General features: G+C 66.1%; 22 protein-coding genes and 1 riboswitch. Of the genes, 13 read left to right on the top strand and 9 right to left on the bottom strand.

The window, feature by feature from the left end; genetic code table 11:
- Positions 1-42 precede the first annotated feature (42 nt).
- Positions 43-357, bottom strand: coding sequence for a GIY-YIG nuclease family protein (locus tag NFE57_RS14675; protein WP_382280764.1), 315 nt, complete (start codon positions 355-357; stop codon positions 43-45).
- Positions 358-472: 115 nt separating this feature from the next.
- On the opposite strand from NFE57_RS14675, the gene NFE57_RS14680 reads away from it, so the two are divergent.
- From NFE57_RS14680 to NFE57_RS14690, 3 genes are all read left to right on the top strand, one after another.
- Positions 473-1,219 (top strand): SDR family NAD(P)-dependent oxidoreductase, encoded by a 747-nt coding sequence (locus tag NFE57_RS14680; protein ID WP_252136341.1) that lies wholly within the window; start codon positions 473-475, stop codon positions 1,217-1,219.
- A gap of 58 nt (positions 1,220-1,277) precedes the next feature.
- The gene (locus tag NFE57_RS14685; protein ID WP_252136342.1) at positions 1,278-2,159 is read left to right on the top strand and encodes an aldose 1-epimerase family protein; all 882 of its coding nucleotides are present in this window, start codon (positions 1,278-1,280) and stop codon (positions 2,157-2,159) included.
- A gap of 65 nt (positions 2,160-2,224) precedes the next feature.
- The gene (locus tag NFE57_RS14690; protein WP_252136343.1) at positions 2,225-3,754 is read left to right on the top strand and encodes a peptide chain release factor 3; all 1,530 of its coding nucleotides are present in this window, start codon (positions 2,225-2,227) and stop codon (positions 3,752-3,754) included.
- Between the two features lie 104 nt (positions 3,755-3,858).
- On the opposite strand, the gene NFE57_RS14695 is transcribed toward NFE57_RS14690, so the two are convergent.
- Entirely contained in the window at positions 3,859-5,655 is a 1,797-nt protein-coding gene (locus tag NFE57_RS14695) for an aminopeptidase P family protein (RefSeq protein WP_252136344.1), read from the bottom strand.
- Between the two features lie 259 nt (positions 5,656-5,914).
- On the opposite strand from NFE57_RS14695, the gene NFE57_RS14700 reads away from it, so the two are divergent.
- Entirely contained in the window at positions 5,915-7,021 is a 1,107-nt protein-coding gene (locus tag NFE57_RS14700) for an alpha/beta hydrolase (protein WP_252136345.1), read from the top strand.
- Positions 7,022-7,082: 61 nt separating this feature from the next.
- On the opposite strand, the gene NFE57_RS14705 is transcribed toward NFE57_RS14700, so the two are convergent.
- Positions 7,083-9,458 (bottom strand): GH92 family glycosyl hydrolase, encoded by a 2,376-nt coding sequence (locus NFE57_RS14705; protein ID WP_252136346.1) that lies wholly within the window; start codon positions 9,456-9,458, stop codon positions 7,083-7,085.
- A 119-nt stretch (positions 9,459-9,577) separates the two neighbouring features.
- On the opposite strand from NFE57_RS14705, the gene NFE57_RS14710 reads away from it, so the two are divergent.
- A complete protein-coding gene (locus NFE57_RS14710) occupies positions 9,578-11,641 on the top strand; it encodes a S9 family peptidase (protein ID WP_252136347.1) in 2,064 nt (687 codons plus the stop codon).
- 68 nt (positions 11,642-11,709) lie between these two features.
- On the opposite strand, the gene NFE57_RS14715 is transcribed toward NFE57_RS14710, so the two are convergent.
- Complete coding sequence (locus tag NFE57_RS14715) at positions 11,710-11,937, bottom strand: hypothetical protein (RefSeq protein ID WP_252136348.1); 228 nt, start codon at positions 11,935-11,937, stop codon at positions 11,710-11,712.
- Between the two features lie 120 nt (positions 11,938-12,057).
- Between NFE57_RS14715 and NFE57_RS14720 the strand changes: the two genes are divergently transcribed.
- The 3 genes from NFE57_RS14720 to NFE57_RS14730 all read left to right on the top strand — a co-directional run bounded on the left by NFE57_RS14720 (position 12,058) and on the right by NFE57_RS14730 (position 13,185).
- The gene (locus tag NFE57_RS14720; RefSeq protein ID WP_252136349.1) at positions 12,058-12,504 is read left to right on the top strand and encodes a hypothetical protein; all 447 of its coding nucleotides are present in this window, start codon (positions 12,058-12,060) and stop codon (positions 12,502-12,504) included.
- Positions 12,505-12,667: 163 nt separating this feature from the next.
- Positions 12,668-12,922 (top strand): type II toxin-antitoxin system Phd/YefM family antitoxin, encoded by a 255-nt coding sequence (locus NFE57_RS14725; protein WP_252136350.1) that lies wholly within the window; start codon positions 12,668-12,670, stop codon positions 12,920-12,922.
- Entirely contained in the window at positions 12,919-13,185 is a 267-nt protein-coding gene (locus tag NFE57_RS14730; RefSeq protein ID WP_252136351.1) for a Txe/YoeB family addiction module toxin, read from the top strand. Before NFE57_RS14725 ends, NFE57_RS14730 begins: the two co-directional genes overlap by 4 nt.
- A gap of 108 nt (positions 13,186-13,293) precedes the next feature.
- Here the strand turns inward: NFE57_RS14730 and thiC are convergent, their stop codons facing one another.
- A complete protein-coding gene (thiC, locus tag NFE57_RS14735) occupies positions 13,294-15,228 on the bottom strand; it encodes a phosphomethylpyrimidine synthase ThiC (protein WP_252136352.1) in 1,935 nt (644 codons plus the stop codon).
- A gap of 43 nt (positions 15,229-15,271) precedes the next feature.
- Positions 15,272-15,380: riboswitch (TPP riboswitch) on the bottom strand.
- A 63-nt stretch (positions 15,381-15,443) separates the two neighbouring features.
- Positions 15,444-16,298, bottom strand: a complete 855-nt coding sequence (locus NFE57_RS14740) for a MipA/OmpV family protein (protein WP_382280776.1) — start codon at positions 16,296-16,298, stop codon at positions 15,444-15,446.
- 271 nt (positions 16,299-16,569) lie between these two features.
- Between NFE57_RS14740 and NFE57_RS14745 the strand changes: the two genes are divergently transcribed.
- Genes NFE57_RS14745 through NFE57_RS14760 form a run of 4 tightly spaced genes read left to right on the top strand, consistent with a single transcriptional unit; the run spans position 16,570 to position 19,495 of the window.
- On the top strand, positions 16,570-18,039 hold the full coding sequence (locus NFE57_RS14745) for a phytoene desaturase (RefSeq protein WP_252136354.1): 1,470 nt from the start codon (positions 16,570-16,572) through the stop codon (positions 18,037-18,039).
- 16 nt (positions 18,040-18,055) lie between these two features.
- On the top strand, positions 18,056-18,478 hold the full coding sequence (locus NFE57_RS14750; protein WP_252136355.1) for a surface-adhesin E family protein: 423 nt from the start codon (positions 18,056-18,058) through the stop codon (positions 18,476-18,478).
- A complete protein-coding gene (locus tag NFE57_RS14755) occupies positions 18,475-19,059 on the top strand; it encodes an LOG family protein (RefSeq protein ID WP_252136378.1) in 585 nt (194 codons plus the stop codon). Before NFE57_RS14750 ends, NFE57_RS14755 begins: the two co-directional genes overlap by 4 nt.
- A gap of 43 nt (positions 19,060-19,102) precedes the next feature.
- Positions 19,103-19,495: an acyl-CoA thioesterase gene (locus NFE57_RS14760; protein WP_252136356.1), complete on the top strand. Its 393-nt coding sequence runs from the start codon at positions 19,103-19,105 to the stop codon at positions 19,493-19,495.
- Positions 19,496-19,546: 51 nt separating this feature from the next.
- Here the strand turns inward: NFE57_RS14760 and NFE57_RS14765 are convergent, their stop codons facing one another.
- Positions 19,547-20,278 (bottom strand): class I SAM-dependent methyltransferase, encoded by a 732-nt coding sequence (locus tag NFE57_RS14765; protein ID WP_252136357.1) that lies wholly within the window; start codon positions 20,276-20,278, stop codon positions 19,547-19,549.
- Between the two features lie 28 nt (positions 20,279-20,306).
- Positions 20,307-20,732 carry a GtrA family protein gene (locus tag NFE57_RS14770; RefSeq protein WP_252136358.1) on the bottom strand — a complete coding sequence of 142 codons (426 nt, stop codon included), beginning with the start codon at positions 20,730-20,732 and terminating at the stop codon, positions 20,307-20,309.
- Positions 20,733-20,868: 136 nt separating this feature from the next.
- Here NFE57_RS14770 and NFE57_RS14775 point away from each other — a divergent pair, with 136 nt between their 5' ends.
- Positions 20,869-22,581 (top strand): AcrB/AcrD/AcrF family protein, encoded by a 1,713-nt coding sequence (locus NFE57_RS14775; protein ID WP_252136379.1) that lies wholly within the window; start codon positions 20,869-20,871, stop codon positions 22,579-22,581.
- A gap of 99 nt (positions 22,582-22,680) precedes the next feature.
- Here NFE57_RS14775 and NFE57_RS14780 read toward each other — a convergent pair whose 3' ends face one another.
- Positions 22,681-23,997 (bottom strand): cystathionine gamma-synthase family protein, encoded by a 1,317-nt coding sequence (locus NFE57_RS14780; RefSeq protein WP_252136359.1) that lies wholly within the window; start codon positions 23,995-23,997, stop codon positions 22,681-22,683.
- Between the last annotated feature and the right edge of the window lie 56 nt (positions 23,998-24,053).

Consider the following 24,053-nt stretch of genomic DNA (forward strand, 5'->3'; position numbering starts at 1 on the left):
TTGCGTCACCCCGGCCTCGTGCCGGGGGCCGCTTCGCCGCATTCATCCCGGCAGAGGCGGCAAGCCCAGGCCCACCGCGAGGTCGTCCCACGTCGGATTGAGTCGCTCGATCAAATTGTATTTATACTCACGGCGCCAGCGCTTGATCTGCTTCTCGCGTTGGATTGCCGCTTCCATCGTTTCCGCGACCTCGTAATAGACCAGCGTGCGGATGGCGTAACGCTTGGTGAAACCTTCGAATGCGCCCTCGCGATGCTGAATGATTCTGCCAACGAGGTTGGAGGTCGCGCCTGTATAGAGCGTGCCGTGATAACGCCGCGCGAGGATATAGACGCACGGGGTTCGCTCTATCGCCACGCGACGAGCCTGCATCTAGGCGGACCCCGGCACAAGGCCGGGGTGACGATTGGACAGGTTGGACCGCGCGCCCACAGGCGCTAAGGCACGCTATTCGAAGACGAAAGGACCATCCATGCGCACAGCTCTTATCACCGGCGCGACCGCGGGGATCGGCGAGGCCGCCGCGCGGGCGTTTGTGGGCGCAGGGTGGCGGGTGATCGGCACCGGGCGGCGCCGCGCGCGGCTCGATGCGCTGGCGGCCGAACTGGGGGATTCCTTCCACGGCGCCGCGTTCGACGTGCGCGACGAGGGCGCGCGCGATACCGCGCTTGATGCCTTGCCCGAGAGCTTTCGCGCAATCGACCTGCTGATCAACAATGCCGGGCTCGCGCTCGGCACGGTGCCCGCGCAGGACGCCGTGCTCGATCAGTGGAAGACGATGATCGACACCAATGTCACCGCCTTGGTGTCGATCACGCGCAAGCTGCTGCCCGCGCTGATCGCGCGCAAGGGGGCGATCATCAACCTCGCATCGGTCGCGGGTACCTATCCCTATCCGGGCGGCAACGTCTATGCGGGCACCAAGGCGTTCGTGCGCCAGTTCAGCCTCGCGATCCGATCCGATCTCGCCGGCACCGGGGTGCGCGTGACCTCGATCGAGCCAGGGATGGTCGAAACCGAATTCACCGTCGTGCGCACCGGCGGCAACCAGCAGGCGTCGGACACGCTCTATGGCGGCGCGAACCCGATGACGGGCGCGGACATCGCCAATACGATGCTATGGGTCGCCACGCTGCCGCCGCACCTCAACATCAACACGCTCGAACTGATGCCCGTGAGCCAGTCGTTCGCTGGCTTTCAGGTAGCGCGCGACCAATAAAGCCACGGCGCCCCGGCAATGCGTCGGGGAGGCACCACTCAACCGCGGAGGGTCGGCGATGACGGACCACGACATGATCGGGATTGCCAGCGACCGGCTGTCGGCGGCGATCAATCCGATGGGTGCCGAGTTGACGCATCTGCGCGATGCCGCCGGCCGCGACCTGATGACCGACGCCGATCCGGCGTTCTGGCCCAAGCATGCGCCGATCCTGTTTCCGGTGATCGGATGCGTTGGCGACGGGACGATCCGGCTCGCGGGCAAGAGCTACGCGATGCCCAAGCACGGTTTTGCGCGCGATCATCGCTTCGAGGTGATCGAGACGACCGCCGCGAGCGCGCGTTTCCAGTTGACCGACAACGCCGCGACGCGGGCGCATTATCCTTATGCCTTCGCGCTTGAGATCGGCTTCACGATCACCGCGGCGACGCTGGCGATCGACGCGCGGATCACCAACCGGTCGGGCATCGTGATGCCTGCGCAATTCGGCTTCCATCCGGCATTCGCCTGGCCGCTGCCCTATGGCGCGGCGCGCGGCGACCATATGATCACCTTCTCGACCGACGAGCCAGGGGCGCTCAAGCGCGTCGATGCCGAGGGGTTGATCGCCGACCGCGCGCGCCGCTCGCCGCTGGAGGGGCGCGTCCTGGCGCTCGACGATGCGCTGTTTACCGACGACGCGCTGATCTGGGACCCCGTGCACTCGAGCAGCGTGCGGTACGGCGCCGGCGCGGGCCCAGCGCTCGACGTGGCATTTCCCGATACGCCCGCACTCGGCATCTGGACCAAGCCGGGCGCGGCGTTCGTGTGCATCGAGCCGTGGCACGGCATCGCCGACCCGCACGATTTCACCGGCGACTTCCGCTCCAAGCCCGGCGTGTTCACGATTCCGCCGGGCCAGGACAAGCGAATCGGGATGGCCGTGACGCTGGTGGCGTAGCCCCCACACCCCCCTTTCCAATAAAAAGATGCCAGCCCGCGCCGGCATGCATTATGGGCCCCCGCATGACCCCTTCTCCCCGCCGTACCTTCGCGATCATCGCGCATCCCGACGCAGGCAAGACCACACTGACCGAGAAACTGCTGCTTCAGGGCGGCGCGATCCATCTCGCCGGCGAGGTCAAGGCGCGCGGCGCGGCGCGGCGGGCGCGCTCCGACTGGATGGCGATCGAACAGCAGCGCGGCATCTCCGTCACCTCGTCGGTGATGACGTTCGAACGCGAGGGCATCACCTTCAACCTGCTCGACACGCCGGGACATGAGGATTTCAGCGAGGACACCTATCGCACGCTGACCGCGGTCGATTCGGCGGTGATGGTGATCGACGCGGCGCGCGGAATCGAGGCGCAGACGCGCAAGCTGTTCGAGGTGTGCCGGCTGCGCAACGTGCCGATCATCACCTTCGTCAACAAGGTCGATCGCGAGGGGCGGCCACCGTTCGAATTGCTCGACGAGATCGCCGACGTGCTTGCGCTCGACGTCGCGCCGATGAGCTGGCCGGTCGGCATGGGCGGCACGTTCGAGGGGGTGTACGACATCGCCCGCAATCGCATCGCGCGCCCCGACGGGCCGAGCCGCGATTTCCACGGCCGGATCGAGGACGCGCCGACGCTGCCCGAGGAGACGCGCGACGAAATCGAGCTGGCCGGGGCAGGCTATGCGGCGTTCGACGCGGCGGCGTATCAGCATGGCGATCTGACCCCGGTCTATTTCGGTTCGGCGCTCAAGGATTTCGGCGTTGCCGAACTGATCGATGCGCTGGCGGCCTATGCGCCGGGGCCGCGATCGCAGCCCGCCGAGCCGGCCCCCATCGCCCCCGACAATAATGAAGTGACGGGGTTCGTGTTCAAGGTACAGGCCAATATGGACCCGCAGCATCGCGACAGAATCGCGTTCATGCGGCTGTGCTCGGGCACCTTCAGGCGCGGCATGAAGCTGACCCCGACGGGGCATGGCAAACCGATCGCGGTGCATTCGCCGATCCTGTTCTTCGCGCAGAATCGCGAGCTGGCCGACGAGGCGTTTCCGGGTGACATCATCGGCATTCCCAACCACGGCACGCTGCGGGTGGGCGATACGCTGAGCGAGAAAGCGGCGGTGCGCTTTACCGGACTGCCCAATTTCGCACCCGAGATCCTGCGCCGCGTGGTGCTGAAAGACCCCACCAAGACCAAGCAGTTGCGCAAGGCGCTGGACGACATGGCCGAGGAAGGCGTGACGCAGGTCTTCTACCCCGAGATCGGCGCCAATTGGGTGATCGGCGTGGTCGGGCAGCTCCAGCTCGACGTGCTGCTGAGCCGGCTCGCGGCCGAATATAAGGTCGGCGCCGCGCTCGAAATCGCGCCGTTCGAAACCGCGCGCTGGGTCGCGGCCGATGATGCCGCCGACCTCAAGGCGTTCACCGACCTCAACCGCGGCGCGATGGCCAGGGACCGCGACGGCAATCCCGTCTTCATGGCCAAGACCGCGTGGGAGATCGGCTATGTCGCCGATCGCTATCCCAAGGTCCGCTTCATGGCGACGCTCGAACGGTAGGCCCTTCCGTTCGCTCTGAGCCTGTCGGAGGGCCGACTCGCTTTCTTCCAGCGCAAGAAAGAGCGGTGCTTCGACAGGCTCAGCACGAACGGCATGTATATGCGCTACCCGATCGGCGCGCATTTGGCTTCGAGCCACGCGCGGTCGTCGCCGTCCAGCTCGGGGCCGATCTTTTCCAGCACCTTGGCGTGGTAGGCGTTGAGCCAGGCCAGTTCGCGCGCGCTGAGCAGTTCGGGCAGGATCAGCGAGCGTTCGATCGGCACGAACGTCAGCGTTTCGAACCCCAGCATCGGCATGTCGCCCCGCGGCACCGCGCGCTCGACGACGAGCACCAGCGTCTCGATGCGGATGCCGTATTCGCCTTCCTTGTAATAGCCGGGCTCGTTCGAGAGGATCATGCCGGGTTCGAGCGGAACCGAGGGTCCGCCGCCGGGATAATTGGGCTTGGCGATCCGCGCCGGGCCTTCGTGGACCGAGAGGTACGCGCCGACGCCGTGACCGGTGCCGTGCGCATAATCGAGCCCGACTTCCCATAGCGGCCGCCGCGCGAAACCATCGAGCTGGCCGCCGTTGGTGCCAGGCGGGAACAAGGCGCTATCGAGCGCGATATTGCCCCGGAGCACGCGGGTGAAGCGATCCTTCATCTCGTGGGTCGGCTCGCCAATCGACAGGACGCGGGTGACGTCGGTGGTGCCGTCTTCATATTGGCCGCCCGAATCGACCAGATACAGGTCGCCGGGCTTGAGTTCGGCATTCGATGCGGGGGTCGAATGGTAATGCGGGCTGGCGCCGTGGGCACCGGTGGCCGAGATCGTGTCGAACGACGTGTCTTTGAGCTTGCCCGTCGCCTGACGGAAGTCGAGCAGCTTGGCGACGCAATCGAGCTCGGTCAGCCCGCCGTTGGGCGCGGTTTCCTCGACCCAGCGCAGGAAGCGGCTGAGCGCGGCGCCGTCGCGGACGCTCGCGGCGCGGTGGCCCGCGATCTCGGCCGCGTTCTTGATCGCCTTGGTGCGCACCACGGGATCGCGCAAGGGCAGCACGGTCGCGCCGCCCGCCTCAAGCGCGTCGAAGATCGCGGCGACGGCATTGTCGGGATCGGCGGCGATGCGCCGCCCCGCGAACCCGGCGAGTGCGGGCGCAAAAGCGGTGCGATCATGGAGGCGCACCGCATTGCCGAGATGCTGGCGCACCGCATCGGTCACTTTATCGGGGGCAACGTAGAGATCGGCGGTGCCGTCGGCCGCGACGATCGCATAGGCAAGCGCGACCGGCGTGTGCGCGACATCACCGCCGCGCACGTTGAGCGCCCAGGCGATCGAATCGAGCGCCGAGAGCACGACCGCGTCGGCCTTCTCCGCAGCGAGCCAGTCAGCGATTTCCTGCCGCTTCTGCGCCGAGGACTTGCCCGCGGCGGCATCGGGCTGGACCGCGAGCCTGGCATCGGACGGCTGGGGGCGATCGGCCCAGACGGCATCGATCGGGTTGTGTTCGACCGGCACCAGCGCCGCGCCGACCTGAGCCAGTGCCGCCGAGGCCTGTTCGACCCAGTGGCGCGTATGAAGCCACGGATCATAGCCCACGCGCGCGCCGGCGGCGGCGTGCTCCGCCAGCCAATCGGCGATGGTGACGTCGGGCACGGGCACATATTGCCAATGGCTGCCATCGACCTGCTGGCGGACCTGAAGCGTGTAGCGCCCGTCGGTGAAGATCGCGGCCTGTTCGGGCATCACCACCGCACTGCCGGCCGAACCTTCAAAGCCCGTGAGCCAGGCGAGGCGCTGCGCATAGGCGCCGACATATTCGCTCATATGCTCGTCGGTGAGCGGCACGACGAAACCATCGAGCGTCTGCCGCTTCAATTGCGCGCGAAGGGCCTCGAGTCGGGCAGCATAAGTGGACATGCAGGTTCCTCGAACTGGTGTTGGCGAGCGCTCTCAAGTTGACAAAGTTGACGCTCTGGCGCGGCACCCTTCCTCACCCCGGATGCAGGGCACGGGCGGGCATCGCTGAGGCGCCCCTTGTGGCAGATTTCCAGCGTGTAGGACAGGCTGCACCGATCGGAGGGGCAAGGATCGCACCGCACCGTCGCGTCTCACATACAAAATAATATTTCTTGTATGGAACTATTGCTGCTACACGCGCCCGCAGGGGAGGACGCCAATGCGCTACATCGGCATATCGAGGGGCTGGCCGAGGGGCTGGATCTCCCGCAGTCTGGCGCTGGCCGCCGCGCCTTGGCTTGCCATCGCCCCTGCCGCCGCGCAGACGGTGGACGCCGACGGGACGATCCACGCCCCCGCGATCGCGATCCCCGAATCGACGCTGTTGAGCGCGGAGACGCGGCAGCACCTTGCCGCACAGCGCAATCCGGCGCCCGAGCAAGGCGACCCGCGATCGTGCCCGTCGATGGCCGGCGCGCCCAACGACCAGATTCCCGCGATCCGCGAGTGCGAGGCGCAAGCCTTTTACGCGTCGAACGCGTACCGGCGGTTGCAGACGCTGTTCGACGTCTCGATCGAGGATCAGGTGATCGGCGGGGTTCGGACCGAAATGGTCACGCCGCGCGGCGGGGTGGCCCCCGAGAACCGGCGACGCGTGCTGATCAACGTGCATGGCGGCGCGTTCATGGGCGGCGCGCGGACGCTGAGCCGGGTCGAATCGATGCCCATCGCCGCGATCGGGCGGATCAAGGTGGTCAGCGTCGATTACCGGCAAGGCCCCGATTTCACCTTTCCCGCCGCGAGCCAGGATGTCGCGGCGGTATATCGCGACCTGATCAAGCACTATGATCCGCGCAACATCGGCATTTCCGGCTGTTCGGCGGGCGGGCTGCTCACCGCGCAGAGCGTCGCGTGGCTGATCGATCAGAAGCTGCCGCTGCCCGGCGCGATCGCGATGCTGTGCGAAGGCGGGGTCTATTGGACCGAGGGCGATTCTTCGCGGATGGTCTACGACACCTCGGCGCACACCATGGCGGTGAACCCCTATTTCCACGGCGTGTCGCCCGACGATCCGCTGGCCTTTCCGGCACGCTCGCTTGGCCTGCTCGCCAAATTTCCGCCGACGCTGCTCGCGACCGCGACGCGCGATTTCGCGCTGAGTTCGACCGTCTATACGCATTCGCGGCTGGTGGCGCAGGGGGTCGATGCCGAACTGCACGTGTGGGAGGGGTTGCCCCATGCGTTTCACATGGACCCCGATCTGCCCGAATCGAAGCAATTGTTCGACGTGGTTACCCGCTTCTTCGCGAAGCACCTGCGCAAGTAGAGTGATGTCGAGCCAGATGGAATCATCTGGCGGCTCGGAAATAACGGCAAACAAAAGATGATCAGTGGAACGAGGGCGGCGTCGTGGTGCTGGCCCAGTGGCGATCGGGCTTGGTGCCGAGCGTGAAATCGAGCGTGCCCCCGGTGGCGACGAAACCGGCGGGAAGCCACGCGCGGTCGCTGGACTTGCCGTTGACGGCGAGCGCCTGGACAAAGGGCGCGTCGGGGGCGGCGCCGACCCCGCGAATTGCGATCCGGCCGCCGGGGCGGTCGATCGTCGCGGCGGGAAACAGCGGGCTGCCGATCACCAGTTCGGCGCGGCCGGGATAGAGCGGATAGAGGCCGAGCGCCGACCACACATACCAGGACGACATCTGGCCGAGATCGTCATTGCCCGAAATACCGCCGGGGCTATCGGTCCAGATCCGGCGCATCGCGGCGCGGACAATCGCTTGCGTCTGCCACGGCTGGCCGACGAAATTGTAGAGCCAGGGCGCGGCGATCGAGGGTTCGTTATCGAGTTCGGCATGGAGCGGCCCCGCTTTGGTGACCGCCCAGCCGCCCACGGGGGTGCGGAAGAAGGCGTCGAGGCGGCGCGTCGCGGCCTCCCTGCCGCCGAGTTGCTCGATCAGCCCGGCGGGATCGAAGGGCACCATCCACAGATATTGCGCGCCCGACCCTTCGACGAAGCCTTCGTCCGACGCGGGGTCGAACGCAGGCCAACTGCCGTCGGCGTTGCGCGGCTGGATATAGCCGCCCTCGGGCGTCGCCCTGGGGTTGTACAGATTGCGCCACCAGCCCGAGCGTTCACGGAATTGGCGCTCGCCCGCTTTGTCGCCGGCGGCGCGCGCGAGTTCGGCGAGGCCGAAATCGGCGGCGGCGAATTCGAGCGTGTCCGACGCCGAGCCCCAGCCGGGGGCGCCCACCGGCATGTAATGGAGCGTGAGCCATTGATCGAGGCCGGGACGCTGGCCGACGCACAGCACCGGGCAGCCGGTGCGGCTGAGATCCTTGTCCGTCGGTACGGTCGCGGCGCGCTTTAAGGAGGCGTAGGCCGCCTTGAGATCGAAGGCGCGGCCACCGAAGGCGTAGATCGCCGCGAGCGCGGGGGGCGAGGGATCGCCGTTCATCACGCCGGTCGCGCCGGTCAGATGCGTCCAGCGATCCCACACGCCGCCATTCTGATTGGCCTGATTGAGCAGCGATTGCGCGATATCCGACCCGCGCTGCGGATCGAGCAGCGTCACCAACTGGAGCTGCGAGCGATAGACGTCCCAGCCCGAAAAATTGGCATATTGCGCGTGCTGCCCCTTGGCGAGCCGATGGATCGCGCCGTCGAAACCGCGATAGCGGCCGTCGGCGTCGCTGTAGAGGTTCTGGCCGAGCAGGCTGTGGTAGAGCGCGGTGTAGAAAACGGTGCGGTCGGCCCGCGATCCGCCGGTGATGCGGATCTGGCCAAGCGCACGGTTCCACGCGGCGCGCGTCGCCGCCTGCGTCGCTTCGATACTGGTGCCCGCCGGGCTTTCGCGCTCCAGATTGGCGCGCGCGCCCGCTGCATCGGCATAGGAAATGCCGACGCGCATCGTCACCGCCGGGGTCTTTTCGGCATCGAAGCCGATCCAGCCGCCCGCCCCCTTGCCCGCGGGCGGGTGGCCGTGCGTGCCGTAGGTGGTGCCGCCCCCGCCCTCGGTCGCGCCTTTGACGACCTGATCGTCGCGCCACGTACCGCCGACCGTAAACGGCTGATCGAACGTCGCGACGAAGTGGAGTGTGTAATAGCTCTCGCGCCGATCGGGCGCGAGATAGCCGCAGAAATTACCACTCGTCACCGAGCCGCTGACGGTGCGGTGCTCGGCATCGATGCGGATCGTCGAGGCGGTGCTGCCGACTTCGCTGTCCGACGTACGGAACAGGAGGTTGGCGGGACGGTCTTGCGGAAAGATGAAGCGGCCGACCGCGGTGCGGTTGGTAGCGCCGAGTTCGACCCGCACGCGATTGTCGAGCGTCACCGCATAGGCGCCGGGGCTCGCGCTTTCCCTGGCGTGATCGAGCAGGCTGGCATAGCCGAGCCCGGCCGCGACCGACGACGGCGAGCGCTCGACCGGTACCGTCACCGGCATGATCGGAATATCGCCGCTCGCCCCGGTGCAGCCGGTGCCCGACAGATGCGTGAGCGCGAAGCCGCGGATGCCGTTGGCGCGCCATTCATAACCGCCGGGCGCGGCGATCGGGAAGCTCCGGCCCGGCAGCGGGGTCGCCTCGGGGCTGAACGCCACCATCCCGAACGGCATGGTGGCCCCCGGATAGACGTTGCCGCCATTGGTGGTGCCGATGAAGGGATTGACCTCGGCCGCGAGATCGGGGGGAATCATATCCTCGCCCGAGACCTGTGCGGCCGCAAACAGGACGAGCCCGGCACATGCCAATCGTCGGATCATCCCGCTCCTTGTTCGCGCCCATTAACGCAAGTCGCTTTCCTTAAGGCCACGATCAGGGTGCCGTCAATCGGCGATGCCCCCCTCGACGCCGAGGGGGCGGTCGCGATAGGGCTGCGGGTATGAGCCATCGCCTTTCCCCGCCCGTCGCGGCCCAGCGCCCGCATTCGTTCACCGCGCATGGGGTGACGATCGACGATCCCTGGGCGTGGATCAGGGACCCGGGGTATCCCGAGGTCACCGACAAGGACGTGCTCGGCTATCTCGAGGCGGAGAATGCCTATTTCGAGGCCGAGATGGCGCCGCACCGGGCGTTGGTCGACCGGCTGTACGAAGAGATGAAGGGCCGCATCAAGGAAGACGATTCGAGCGTACCGCAAAAGGACGGCGACTGGCTGTACTGGACCGCGTTCGAGACCGGCGGGCAATATCGCAAATGGTGGCGCAAGCCCGTCGGCGGCGGCGCGGACCAGTTGCTGCTCGACGAGCCGGCGCTGGCCGAGGGCAAGGACTATTTCCGGCTCGGCGCGTTTTCGGTGTCGAACAACGGCAAACTGCTGGCCTATGCGATCGACGACAATGGGTCGGAACGTTTCACCATCCATGTGAAGGATCTCGAGACCGGCGCGCATCTGCCCGATGTGATTCCGGGGATGCTCTCCGAGATCGTGTGGACCGCCGACGACAGCGGCTTCCTCTACGGGCTCGCCAACGCGCAATGGCGGACCGACAATGCGCGGCTGCACCGGCTGGGCACCGATCCGGCCGAGGATATTGTCCTCTATCACGAGGCCGACGAGGGCTATCGCGTCGGCGTCTCCGAAACGCAGTCGCGCCAGTGGATCATCATCGCCACCGGCGACCATGTGACGAGCGAAGTGCGGCTCGTCCCCGCGAGCGACCCTACCGCCGAACCGATCCTTGTCGCCCCGCGCCAGCCGGGGCGCGAATATGATGTCGACGAGCATGACGGCACGCTGTTCATCCACACCAACGATATCGATCCGATGTGGCGGCTGGTGACCGCGCCGATCGACAATCCGGCCGTATGGACCGAGCGGATCGCGCCGAGCCCGCATTTCTACATGACCGGCATGGCGTGCTTCGCCGATTATTTCGTGGTCGAGGGGCGCGAGGAGGGGCTCGACCAGATCGAGATCCATTCGTACGATTCCACGGCGGCGTCGCGCCGCATCGCCTTTCCCGAGCCGAGCTATGCCGCCGGGCTGGGCAGCAACCCCGAATATGCCTGTCCGAGCCTGCGCATCGGCTATGAATCGATGGTCACGCCGGGGACGGTGTATGATTACGATGTCGCGAGCGGCGGGCTGACGACGCTCAAGGTGCAGGAAATCCCGAGCGGCTATGACGCCGCGCACTATGCGACCGAACGGCTGACGATCGCGGCGCGCGACGGGACCGGGGTGCCGGTGTCGATCGTCTATCCCAGGGGTTTCCCGATGGACGGATCGCGGCCGCTGTTCCTTTATGCCTACGGCGCGTACGGGATGGCGATCCCGCCGGGCTTCTCGACCGGGCGGCTCAGCCTGCTCGATCGCGGTTTCGCTTATGCGATCGCGCATATCCGCGGCGGCGACGATCTGGGCCAGCAATGGTATCACGACGGCAAGCTGGAGAAGCGCACCAACACCTTCACCGATTTCGTCGACGTGGCGAAAGGGCTGATCGACCGGGGCTGGACCGCGAAGGGCCGGATCGCGATCGCGGGGCGATCGGCAGGCGGCGAATTGATGGGCGCGGTGGTCAATTCCGATCCCGATCTATGGGGCCCGGTGATCGCCGACGTGCCGTTCGTCGACGTACTCAACACGATGCTCGATGCCGAGCTGCCGCTGACGCCGGGCGAATGGCCCGAATGGGGCAATCCGATCACCGACAAGGCCGCGTTCGAGCTGATCCGCGGCTATTCGCCTTATGACAATGTGCGGGCGCAAGGCTATCCGCCGCTGTTCATCTCGGGCGGGCTCAACGATCCGCGCGTGACCTATTGGGAGCCCGCCAAATGGGCTGCCAAATTGCGCGCGACCAAGACCGACGCCAACCTGCTGCTGCTCAAGACCAATATGGGCGCAGGCCACGGCGGCAAATCGGGGCGGTTCGAGAGCTTGCGCGAGGCGGCCGAGGAGCACGCCTTCGTGCTGTGGCAATTGGGGGTGGACGCATAAGCAGGGCAGGCAGGCGCCAAAAAGAGCGGTGCTTCGACAAGCTCAGCACGAACGGAAGCAGAAGGCGGTCAGCCGAGCGGGGCGGCGGGGCGTGCAGCGATAAGCGGGCCGCTGGCGCGGCAATCGGCAGCGATCGTGGGATAATCGATGTCGGTGTTGCGCGCGAGCGCCTCGGGCAGCGCCGCGCGACACGCCTGAATCGTGGCGTAGGGCGTGGGTTCGACGCGCTGCTGGCTGCACCTTTGCGCGCCATCACCGCAGCCGAGGATCGCAATCAGATAGATAACCGCTTCCACAACTTCCTCCCGGTCAACCCCATCAACGCTCGCATTGGCGCGCCAGTTCCTCTGTTCGTCGTATCGTGATACTATTTCTGCCGGCGCGCCAACGACGCGTGTGCGGAGAGGACGACGGCGATGGCAAGCGATGACGACGCGGTGGCGCGGCGGCCCTGGCACCTGTGGGCGGTGGGCGTGCTGAGCCTGATATGGAATGCGGGCGGCGCGGTCGACTATGTGATGACCAAGACGCACAATGCGGCCTATCTCGCCAACTTCACCCCCGAACAGCTCGCGTGGTTCGACAGCTTTCCGCCGGTGATGACGGTGGCCTGGGCGGTGGGCGTGTGGGGCGCGGTGCTGGGATCGCTGTTGCTGCTGCTGGCGAACCGCTGGGCGGTGTGGGCGTTCACCGCCTCGCTGGCAGGGCTGGTGATCGGGACGGTGTATCAGTTCGGCGTGTCAGCGATGCCCGCGAGCCTCAACACTCCCGCCGGCATGGCCTTCACCGCCGCGCTGTGGATCGGGGCGGTGCTGCTGCTGTGGTACGCGATCCGGATGCGCGCGTGCGGGGTATTGCGGTGAGCGGTGGTAAGCGCGACGTGAGCGCGTGACCGGGGCCGCGGGTGAACAAGACAATCATGCTCGGTGCGCGACCCGGGCGGACGCACGCGGAGGGGATATGCGCGCCTGTACATACCGTCCGCCTTTGTTGATATTGTACAAAACATTGTCCATATAAATCCCCATGAAGGCGATCAGCTATTCCGAAGCGCGAGAAAACCTCAAGTCGGTGATCGATCAGGCGATCGCCGACCGGGCACCGATCGCGATCACTCGCCAGCGCGGCGAAGGCGCGGTGCTGATTTCCGAGAGCGAATGGGCATCGATCGAGGAGACGCTTTACTTGCTGCGTTCACCCAAGAACGCGGCCCGCCTGCTCGGCGCGATTGAGCGTCTCAATGCCGGCGAAGGCGAAGAGCGCGAACTGATTGCGCCGTGAAGATCGCGTTCGATCGGGACGCATGGGCTGACTATCTCAGCTGGCAGGATATCGGCGGCAAGAAACTCGATCGGGTCAACGCGTTGATCGAGGAATGCCGGCGGCACCCGTTCAAAGGAACCGGCAAGCCCGAGGCGCTGGGTGGCAACCTTTCGGGTTGGTGGTCGCGACGCATCGATCAGGAACACCGGCTGGTGTATCGGGTAAGCGGCAAGGGTGACGCGCAGACGCTCGAGGTCGCGCAGTGCCGGTATCATTATTAAGCCGTCGCTCGATGTGGTGATTTGGTGGACTGCCACCGTAAACACGGCGTGAGAATCAGGTGAGCCGCCCAGGGGTCGGCGGCATACCGCCGCCCCTGGATTTCGGCGTCAATCGTGCTCCCGCCCGCCAGAGCCCATGTACAGTTCGCGGCCGGTTTCGTTGTACAATTCGCTCATCGCCTGCATTCCCTCTTCCGCGGCCGCCTCGTCGAGCGGCGCAACCCCTCCACCAATCTGGGGCTGATCCCCCTCCCGTGGCGGTATGCTGGCCAGGAAGCTGTCGACGCCGGCGTTCTGCCTGGCAGCGAAATCGCGCACTTCCTGCGTGATCTTCATCGAGCAGAATTTGGGGCCGCACATCGAGCAGAAGTGCGCGGTCTTGGCGCCTTCGGCGGGGAGCGTCTGGTCGTGATATTGCTCGGCGGTGTCGGGATCGAGGCTGAGGTTGAACTGGTCGCGCCAGCGGAACTCGAACCGCGCGCGGCTCAGCGCGTCGTCGCGGACCTTGGCGGCCGGGTGGCCCTTGGCGAGATCGGCGGCGTGCGCGGCGAGCTTGTACGTCACCACGCCGACCTTGACGTCGTCGCGATCGGGCAGGCCCAGATGCTCCTTGGGGGTGACATAGCAGAGCATCGCGGTGCCGTACCAGCCGATCATCGCCGCGCCGATGCCGCTGGTGATGTGATCGTAGCCCGGCGCGATATCGGTGGTGAGCGGCCCGAGCGTGTAGAAAGGCGCCTCGCCGCACGCCTCCAACTGCTTGTCCATATTCTCCTTGATCTTGTGCATCGGCACATGGCCGGGGCCTTCGATCATCACCTGCACGTCCTGATCCCAGGCGCGCTTGGTGAGTTCGCCCAGCGTATAGAGTTCGGCAAATTGTGCTTCGTCGTTCGCGTCGGCGATCGAGCCGGGGCGCAGGCCGTCACCCAATGAATAGGCGATGTCATACGCCTTCATGATCTCGGTGATCTCGTCGAACCGTTCGTAGAGGAAGCTTTCCTTGTGGTGCGCGAGGCACCATTTCGCCATGATCGAGCCACCGCGGCTGACGATGCCCGTCACGCGCTTCGCCGTCATCGGCACGAAGGGCAGCCGCACGCCGGCGTGGATCGTGAAATAATCGACCCCCTGTTCGGCCTGCTCGATGAGGGTGTCGCGGAAGATTTCCCACGTCAGTTCCTCGGCGATGCCGCCGACTTTCTCGAGCGCCTGATAGATGGGGACGGTGCCGATCGGCACCGGCGAATTGCGCAGAATCCATTCGCGCGTGTCGTGGATGTTGCGCCCCGTCGAGAGGTCCATCACCGTATCCGCGCCCCAGCGGATCGACCACACCATCTTCTCGACTTCCTGCGCGACATCGCTCGCCACGGCGGAATTGCCGATATTGGCGTTGATCTTGACGAGGAAGTTGCGGCCGATCGCCATCGGCTCGGATTCGGGGTGGTTGATGTTGCTGGGGATGATCGCACGGCCGCGCGCGACCTCGTCACGGACGAATTCGGGGGTGACGAAATCGGGGATGCTGGCGCCCCAATCCTGCCCGTCGCGGATGTGCTCGCGCGCGATCTCGCGGCCGAGATTTTCGCGCTCGGCGACATATTCCATCTCAGGCGTGATGATGCCCCGCCGCGCATAATGCATCTGGCTGACATTCGCGCCGGGCTTCGCGCGCAGCGGGCGCTTCACCACATTGGGGAATTGCGGCACGCCCGCCGAGCGATCGGGGCCCGACAGGCCGTTATCCTCTGGTCGGACCTGTCGCGCGTCGTACGATTCGACGTCGCCGCGGGCCAGAATCCAGTCACGCCGCAGCGCGGGCAGGCCGGCCATGATGTCGATATGCGCCGCCGGATCGGTATAGGGGCCCGAAGTGTCGTAGACACGCAAAGGGGGCTCGCCGCAGCCGGGATCGAGATCGATCTCGCGCATCGCAACGCGCACGCCGCTGCCGGTGCGCGCCGGGACGTGGACTTTGCGGCTGCCGCGGATCGGGCCGGTGGTGACACCGATCTCGGTCTTTGCAGGGATATCGGCCATGGCGCATCGCTCCTTGTCTATCGGAGCGAGGCGACGGCTTTCATCTGAAAGCCGCTTCCCTCCCTCCGCCCGCGTTAACGGGATCAGGTTCAGCGGGTCGCAGATCCAGTCTGCCTCTCAGCCGCCACACAGCGGCCCCCCGGGGATAAGGCGCCAGTCTAGCCCCCGGGGCCGAAAGGGCAAGGGTGGGTGGGGGCGCGGGCCGGTGCCGCCGCTCAAAACGTATAGGCGAGCCCGACCGCGCCCATCCACTGGTCGCGCGACCCGGCGATCGACACTACAGGCGAGTCGCCGAAATCGCCCAGCATCCGGCGATAGGTGCCTGCCGCGACGAGCTTGACCCCGTGAAGCAGATCGCCGGTGAGCGAATGGGTGGCGATGGTGCCGATCATATAATTCTTCCACCCGCTCGACGCGTGATAAACCGGCAGGCCACTCGCCGCCGATTGCGCCGCATCGACGCTGAAATAACTGCGCGCATAGCCCTTGCCGGCATGTTCGGCCGACGCGAACAAGCCGATCGCCGCCTTGTGGCTGAGCGGGGTGAAATAGGTGACCGATGGTTGCAGGATCGCGCTGTCGTGCCCACCGGCGACATCGTGGCGCCAGCTCAGCGAGACCGACAGCTTGTCATAGGGGCTGGTGACGACGCCGGTCTTGCCGATGCCGATATAGCCGCCGAGTTCGATCGCGGTATCGACCTTGCCCAGCGCCTTGATCCGCGGATCGTCGATGCTCTTGGTGGTCGATCGGTTGAAATTGACGACCGCGATCGGCCCGGCCTGAAAATCCCAGCCCGGACCGGGCCGATTGCGGATCAGATCGACGCTCGCGCGGTTGGCCGCCAGCGTGAACGCAAACCCGTCGATCGATCCGATCGCGCCGGGGCCGGGCGCGACGCGGTAATCGTTCGACCCCTCATAATCGGGGACATAGGCGAGCCCCGCCCCGAGCGTGATGCTATCGCCGTCGATCGAGCGATCGGCGGTGGTGCTATCCTGTGCGGTGGCGGGTTGAGCGGCGAGAACGGCGGCCGCGGTGGCAGCGGGCGCGACAAGAAAGTGGCGGATCAAACGCGGGCTCCGTGAAAGCGACGTAAGGCAGTAACGCGGTGTCGCACTATTCGCTCCGTTGCGATATCCGAGGCACGTCCGCCGCAACGAGCCGCGGCAATGCGGTCGCGGCACGTTACAAGCGATGCAAACCCTTCTACAGGCTTGATCCGCCGCGCGTCGGACGTTTTTATGCCGGCCGCTCGATCATAGGGGATTAGATGCGCATCCTGACCGGCACGCCCGTCTCCAGCGGGTGTGCGCCTGCCGCCATTTTCGGCCGCGCGCCATGAGCCGCGCGATCATCGTCGGATCGGGGTTCGGCGGGCTGGCGCTGGGCATCCGGCTGCAATCGGCTGGCGTCGAGACGACCATCGTCGAAGCACGCGACAAGCCCGGCGGGCACGCCTATTTCCGGGAGCAAGACGGTTTCACCTTCGACGCGGGGCCATCGGCGATCACCGACCCCGATGGCCTGCGCGATCTATGGGCGCTGTCGGGTCGCGATATCGCCGACGATGTGACGCTGCTGCCGGTATCACCCTTCTACCGGCTCCACTGGCGCGACGGCACGCATTTCGATTATGCGACCGATGATGCCGCGCTGACGAACGAGATCGTCAGGCTCGAGCCCGGCGATCTCGCGGGCTATCGCCGGTTCCTCGATTATTCGCGGGCCGTCTATGCCGATGGCGATGCCAGGCTCGGCCATGGCACGTTCGATCTGCGATCGATGGCGCGCGCGGCACCCGCGCTGGCCAGGCATCAGGCGTGGCGATCGATCTATGGCATCGTCTCGCGCTTCGTGCGCAACGAGAAGCTGCGCCAGGCGCTGTCGTTCCAGACACTGCTGATCGGCGGCAATCCGTTCACCACGAGCGCGATCTACGCAATGCTTCACAAGCTCGAACGCGAGGGCGGCTTGTGGTGCGCGCAAGGCGGCACCAACCGGCTGGTCGCGGGGATGGTGACGCAGTTCGAGCGGCTGGGCGGCACCTTACGGCTCGGCGACCCGGTGACCGAGATCGCGACACTGGGCGACCGCGCGACCGGCGTGACGACCGCCAGCGGCTGGACGGCGGACGCCGAGGCAGTGGCGAGCAATGCCGACGTGATGCACAGCTATCGCGACCTGTTGCGCGGCTCGCGCAGCGCACAGCGGGTGCGCGCGCGGCTGGAGCGCAAGCGCTTCTCGCCCTCGCTGTTCCGCGTCCATTTCGGGATCAAGGGGACGTGGCCGGGGATCCCGCACCATTCGATCCTGTTCGGGCCGCGCTATGAAGGGCTGCTCACCGATATTTACGACCATGGCGTGCTGAGCGAGGATACCACGATCCATCTCCATCACCCGAGCGTGACCGACCCGAGCCTTGCCCCGCCGGGGCATTCGACCTTCCACGCCATCGTGCCGGTGCCGCATCTGGGCAAGCTTCCGGTCGATTGGGACAGGATCGGGCCGATATTGGAGAAGCGCATCCTCGATGAGGTCGGGCGCCGGCTGATCCCCGACATCCACGCGCGGATCGTGACCAAATTCAGCTACGACCCCCAGGACTATGCGCATGATTTGAGCGCGCATCTCGGCGGCGCGTTCAGCCTTGAGCCGACACGGGCGCAGAGCGCATGGTTGCGCGTCCACAACCGCGACGACCATATCCCCAACCTCTATTTCGTCGGCGCGGGGACACACCCCGGCGCGGGGATCCCGGGGGTGGTGGCAAGCGCCAGGGCGACCGCGACGCTGATGCTGGAAGGGTAATTGGGGGAGACGACAGATGGCAAAATCAATATCGCGCTGGCTGATAGCGCTAATCGCTGGGTGGGCAGTGCCGGCTTACTCGGCAGAGTGGGTACAGGTGGCGGTTTCGACGACCGAGGCAGTCTGGTATCTCGACACGGACAGCGTTCAGGAGGTAAAAGACGGCTATGCAACAAGAGCCATAAAGGCATGGGTTAAAATAGATTATTCAAAAGACCCGTCAGAAACAGCACGACAATCCAAGCGCTTATACTACTTCAAATGCGATGAAGAGAAGGCGAAAACAATTACCGTTGTGCGGTATCGACCAGATGGAACAGTAATTAACAGTTACTCTCCTTCATACGCGTCCTATGAGCCCGTCGTCCCCGAGAGCGTCCTGAACGAAGCGACGATCGGGGCTTGTTTAATTTACAAATGGCAGAAAGCGACATCCTGAACCGTCTCGCAATCTATTGCGGCTCGGCCACACCGTCCGATCCGCGGTTCCTCGCGCTCGCGCATGAGGTGGGGCGCACGCTCGCGACGCGGGGAATCGGAATCGTCTACGGCGGCGGCAGGCTCGGGCTGATGGGCGCGATCGCCGATAGCGCGCTCGACGCGGGCGGCGAGGTGATCGGGGTGATCCCGCAGGCGCTGGTCAATGCCGAGGTCGCGCATCGCGGGCTGACCCAGCTTCACGTCGTCGACACGATGCACGAGCGCAAGCAGCGCTTCACCGACCTTGCCGACGGCTTCGTCACGCTACCCGGCGGCACCGGCACGATGGACGAATTGTGGGAAGCGCTGAGCTGGGCGCAGCTTGGCTATCACCGCGATCCGGTGGGGCTGCTCAACGCCTTTGGCTATTACGACCAGCTCATCGCTTTCTGGCACCAGATGGCCGAGACCGGCTTCGTGCGCGCGCAGCATCGCGACCTGCTGATAATCGACGCGCATATCGACGGCCTGATCGACAAACTCGCCGCGCACCAGCCACTCGCCGCGCCGATCACCCAGATGAAGGCCGCCGATCTGTGAGGGGCCAGCCGCCTTCCCGACCGGACATCCCGGCAGGCAGGCGATGAGCCGGTTCCCGCAGGTCTTCACCGCGGCGGCGGCCGACATCGACGAACTCGGCCACGTCAACAATGCGGTGTGGGTCGCGTGGATCCAGCGGCTCGCGATCGCGCATTGGGAGGCGGTGGCGCCGCCCGAGCATCGCGCCGCCTATATCTGGGTCGTGACGCGCCACGAGATCGATTATCGCGGCAATGTCGGCGTGGGCGAGCAGGTGACGGGCGAGACCTGGGTGCCCGAGCCACCGCGCGGCGCGCGCTTCGATCGGCATGTGCGGTTCGTGGGCGGCGACGGCGCCGTCAAGGTGCAGGCAGTGACGACCTGGGCGCTGCTCGACCGCGCGACCGGGCGGTTGCTCCGGGTGCGCGATGAGGTGGCGGCGCCGTTTCTGGATTAGACCGTGAATTGATAGGTGCCGTTCTCCCGCGAAAGCGGGAACCCAGGAATCTCAGCGCGGCTTCTCCGCCAGCGTAATCAGCGACAGCCCCGGCGGCAGCGGCACGCGGCCGAGCAGGTGGCGTTCGGTGCGGAAGATCGCCTCGAACAGCGCGTTGATCGGTTTGGGTGGGGGCGAATCGTCGCTGTCGTCCTTGCCGGTGAGCTTGCCGAGCGCGCGGGCGGCCACCGCAGCGGGGAAAAGCAGCGCGTTGAACCAGCGCAGGCCGTTGTGGGTGAGGCCGGCATCGGCAATCGCCTTGCCGAGCGTCGCTTTCGAATAGCGGCGATGATGGTGGTTGACGACGTCGTGCGCGCTCCACATCCATTGGTGCGCGGGCACGGCGATGAGGATCTTGCCGCCGGGGGCGAGACATTCCGCCATGCCGCGCAGCGCCGCCACGTCATCCTCGATATGTTCGATCACGTCGAGCACCGCGATCAGATCGTACGAAGCGCGGGAAACGCCGGGCAGCGTCGGGAGCGGCGCGTCGCCCACCGGCTTGCCAAGACGCCTGGTGGCGATGGCGCGCGCCGCCGCATCGATCTCGATCGCATCGACCTCGCCGAAGCGCGCGAGCATCGGCAGATTGTGGCCGGTGCCGCAGCCGATTTCGAGCAGGCGCGCGTCGCCCGGCAACGCACCGTAGCGGGTGAGATAATCGGCAAGCACGTCGCGGCGGGCGCGATACCACCAATGCGTCGAATCGTGCGCGGCCATACGATCGTAGACGATGCGTTCCATCAGATTCCGGCCATCAGCATTGCGCCCATCAGCTTTTGAACACCCAGACGCGGTTGAGCGCGAAGGTAACGAGCGGCGTTACGAACAGCACCGGGATCAGCGGCCACCACCACGGCCCGGCGAGGACCGCGTCGTCGGTCAGCAGCCACACCCAGAAGGTGTTCATCGCATAGCTGATCAGCGAGACGAGAAAGAAGCGCCAGCTCGTCTGCGTCGCGGCGCCGCCATGGCCGCGAAAGCTCCATTTGCTGTGGAGGACATAACCCGAGGCGACCGCGACCAGATAGCCGGCGATGTTGGCGACCTGTTCGGACGTGATCCCCAGGCCGGCGAGCGGCGAATAGACGAGCGCATAGAGCAGGGTTGCGATTCCGCCCGAAATGCCGAACCGCACGAGCTGGCCGAACAGCCCGCTCGTCCGCCACATGTCGACTTGCCGAAGAAGCGCCGTCACGTTCGCCTTGCCCTTTGTACGAGCCCCGCCCTAATGACCGCGAGAGCGTGAGGGAAGCACTTTGACCGGACAGAGCAGCCGCGGCCTCAAGCCGCTCGAGGAACTCGATCGCCACTGGCTGCGGCTGACGCTGATTATGTGGCTGGCCATCGCGATCTGGTATATCGCGCAGCGCTGGGGCGCGATCCACTGGCTGTCGCTGGGCGATACCGACGACAATATGCGGTTGATGCAGGTGCGCGGGCTGCTCGATGGGCAGGGCTGGTACGATCTGCGTCAGTACCGGCTCAATCCGCCCGCGGGGTTCGACATCCATTGGTCGCGGCTGGTCGATCTGCCGATCGCGGCGCTGATCCTGATCTTCAAGCCGTTCGTCGGCACCGGCCAGGCCGAGCGGCTGGCGTGCGGAATCGCGCCGCTGCTGCCGCTGAGCATCACGATGGCCGGGCTCGCCTTCACCACGCGGCGGCTGGTCCACCCGCTGCTGTGGCCGCTCGCGCTCGTCTTCCTGCTGTTCTGCGGGGTGATGCTGCCGATGTTCCTGCCGATGCGGATCGACCATCACGGCTGGCAGCTCGCGATGCTGAGCCTGACCGTCGCCGGCCTGGCCGACGATGCCCGGCGGCGCGGGGGCTTGATGGTCGGGCTGGCGAGCGCGGTATCGCTGACGATCGGGCTCGAGATGCTGCCCTATTGCGCGATGGCGGGCGCGATCCTGGCGCTGCGCTGGATCTGGGACCGGGCAGAAGCGCCCCGGCTCGCGGCTTATGCCGTCACGCTCGGCGGGGGGTGCGCAGCCGGGTTCGCCGCCTTCGCCTCGAACGCCAATCAGGCGCTGCGCTGCGACGCGCTGACCCCGGTGTGGCTGAGCGTGATGGTGGCGGCGGGCGCGCTGCTGCTGGTGCTGGCCTTGGCCAACCCGGCCGCGCGCTCGGTGCGGTGCGCGCTCGCGATTCTGGCGGGCGGCGCGATCGCGATCGGCTTCGCGCTCGTCTTCCCGCAATGTCTGGGGCGGCCCGAGCAGGTGTCGCCCGAACTCGCGCGGACCTGGCTCAACCATGTCCGCGAGGCCAAGCCGATCTACGAACATCCGTTCCGTGCCGCCTTCCCGATCGCGGCGCTGCCGGTGATCGGGCTGATCGGCGGGATGATCGCGACCTGGCGCGCGCGCGGCAACGACAATCTGGTCGGCTGGGTGACGGTGACCCTGTTCAGCGGTTTTGCGACCGCGATGCTGCTGTGGCAGGTGCGCGCCGGGCCGGCCGCGCAATTGCTCGCGGTGCCGGGCGTGACCGCGCTGGCATGGTTCGTCCTGCCGTGGTTCCGCCGCCAGCCGTCGGTGCTGGTGCGCGTGGCAGGGCCGGTGACGGGGTTCCTCCTGCTGTCGGGCTTTTTCGCGAGCCTGATGGTCAATTACCTGCCGATCGACCGGCCCAATGCGCGCACCAAGATCATCAGCCGCGCCAGCCGGACGTGTCCGACGATCCCGTCGCTCACGCCGCTCGATCGATTGCCGCCGCAGGTGGTGTTCACCTTCGTCGATCTGGGGCCGCGGCTGATTACGCTGACGCATCACGACGCGATCGCGGGGCCGTATCACCGCAATGGCGATGCGATCCTCGACGTCCAGCACGGCTTCGGCGGCAGCCCCGAGCGGTTCCGCGCGATCGCGAAGAAGCACCATGCGACGCTGCTGATGGTGTGCCCCAACATGCCCGAATCGACCGTCTACCGCGCGCGATCGCCGGGCGGGTTCTATGACCAGCTCGCGCAGGGCAAGACCTTCGACTGGCTGGAGCCGGTGGCGATGCCCGCCAAATCGCCGATCCGGGTGTGGAAGATCAAATAGGGGGTCGTCACGCGCCTCCGTTCGCCCTGAGCCTGTCGAAGGGCCGATCTCGCTTTTAGACGAGCGGTGCTTCGACAGGCTCAGCACGAACGGAAGGCATCACACCTTTTTCAAAGCAGCGTCGAAATCGGCGATCAGATCGTCGGCATCCTCGACCCCGATCGAGATGCGCACCAGATTATCGGTGATCCCCAGCGCCTGCTTGCGGCTGTCGGACACCGACAGGTGCGTCATCGCGGCGGGGTGGCTCGCCAGCGTTTCGGTGCCGCCGAGGCTGACCGCGAGCTTGGCGATCCGAAGCGAATCGAGAAAGGCGAAACTCTCCTTCTCAGCCCCCTTGATATAGAGCGAGAAGGTCGAGCCCGCGCCGGTGCAATGGCGGCGGAAGATATCGGCCTGCGCATCGTCCTTCAAAAAACCGAGATAGCCGACGCGCTCGATCTTGGGATGATCGCGCAGGAAGGCGCACACCTTGGCGGCATTCTCGCCCGCGCGCGTCATGCGCAGTTCGAGCGTCTCGAGGCTGCGCAGCAGCATCCACGCGGTGTTGGGATCGGTGATCGTGCCGATCGTGTTCCGCATCGCGCGAATCACGTCCATGTGCTTCTTGGTGCCGAGCACCCCGCCCGCGACCAGATCGCTGTGCCCGCCGGCATATTTGGTGAGGCTGTAGACGACGATCTCGGCGCCGTGCTGGAGCGGCTTTTGCCACAACGGCCCGAGGAAGGTGTTGTCGATCGCGATCGGCGGCTTTTCCTCGCTATTCCCCCAGATCGCATCGCGGCTGGCGCGCACTGCCTCGACATCGACCAGCGCGTTGGTCGGGTTGGCGGGGCTTTCGAGATAGATCAGCGCGACGCGGCCCGAATTGGCCTTGGCGAGCACCGCATCGATCTCCGCCCGGCTGGCCCCGGCGGGAAAATCGAGGAAATGGACGCCGAACTTGCCGAGCACGCGCGCGATCAGCGTTTCGGTGGCGGCATAAAGCGGCCCCGAATGGACGATCGTGTCGCCGGGCTTGACCATCGCGAGGAACAAGGTGGCGATCGCCGACATGCCGCTCGAGAAGCTCAGCGCATCCTCGGCATCCTCCCACACGCCGAGGCGATCCTCGAGGATTTCCTGATTGGGGCCGTTGAAGCGCGAATAGACCAGCCCCTCGGCGCCGCCGGGGCGCTTGCCGGTGATCCCCTCGAAATGGCGCTTGCCGGCCGCCGCACTCGGGAAAACGAAGGTCGAGGTCGCGAAGATCGGCGGCTTCAGCGAGCCTTCGGACAGCGCGGGATCGAAGCCGTGGCCCATCATCAGCGTCGAGGGTTTCAATTTGTGGCCGCCGATCTCGTCGATCGCGGGCTTGGGATTGCGACGCGGGGTGATGGCGGGGAGGACCGCCTCTTCATTGGTGCTGTCGGGCATGCCGTCCTCTTATTCTTATCGCTGCGAATAGGTCGTATCTAACGATACTATTCGTT

It is taken from the genome of Hephaestia sp. MAHUQ-44 (assembly GCF_023806085.1).
GTDB lineage: Bacteria > Pseudomonadota > Alphaproteobacteria > Sphingomonadales > Sphingomonadaceae > Sphingomonas.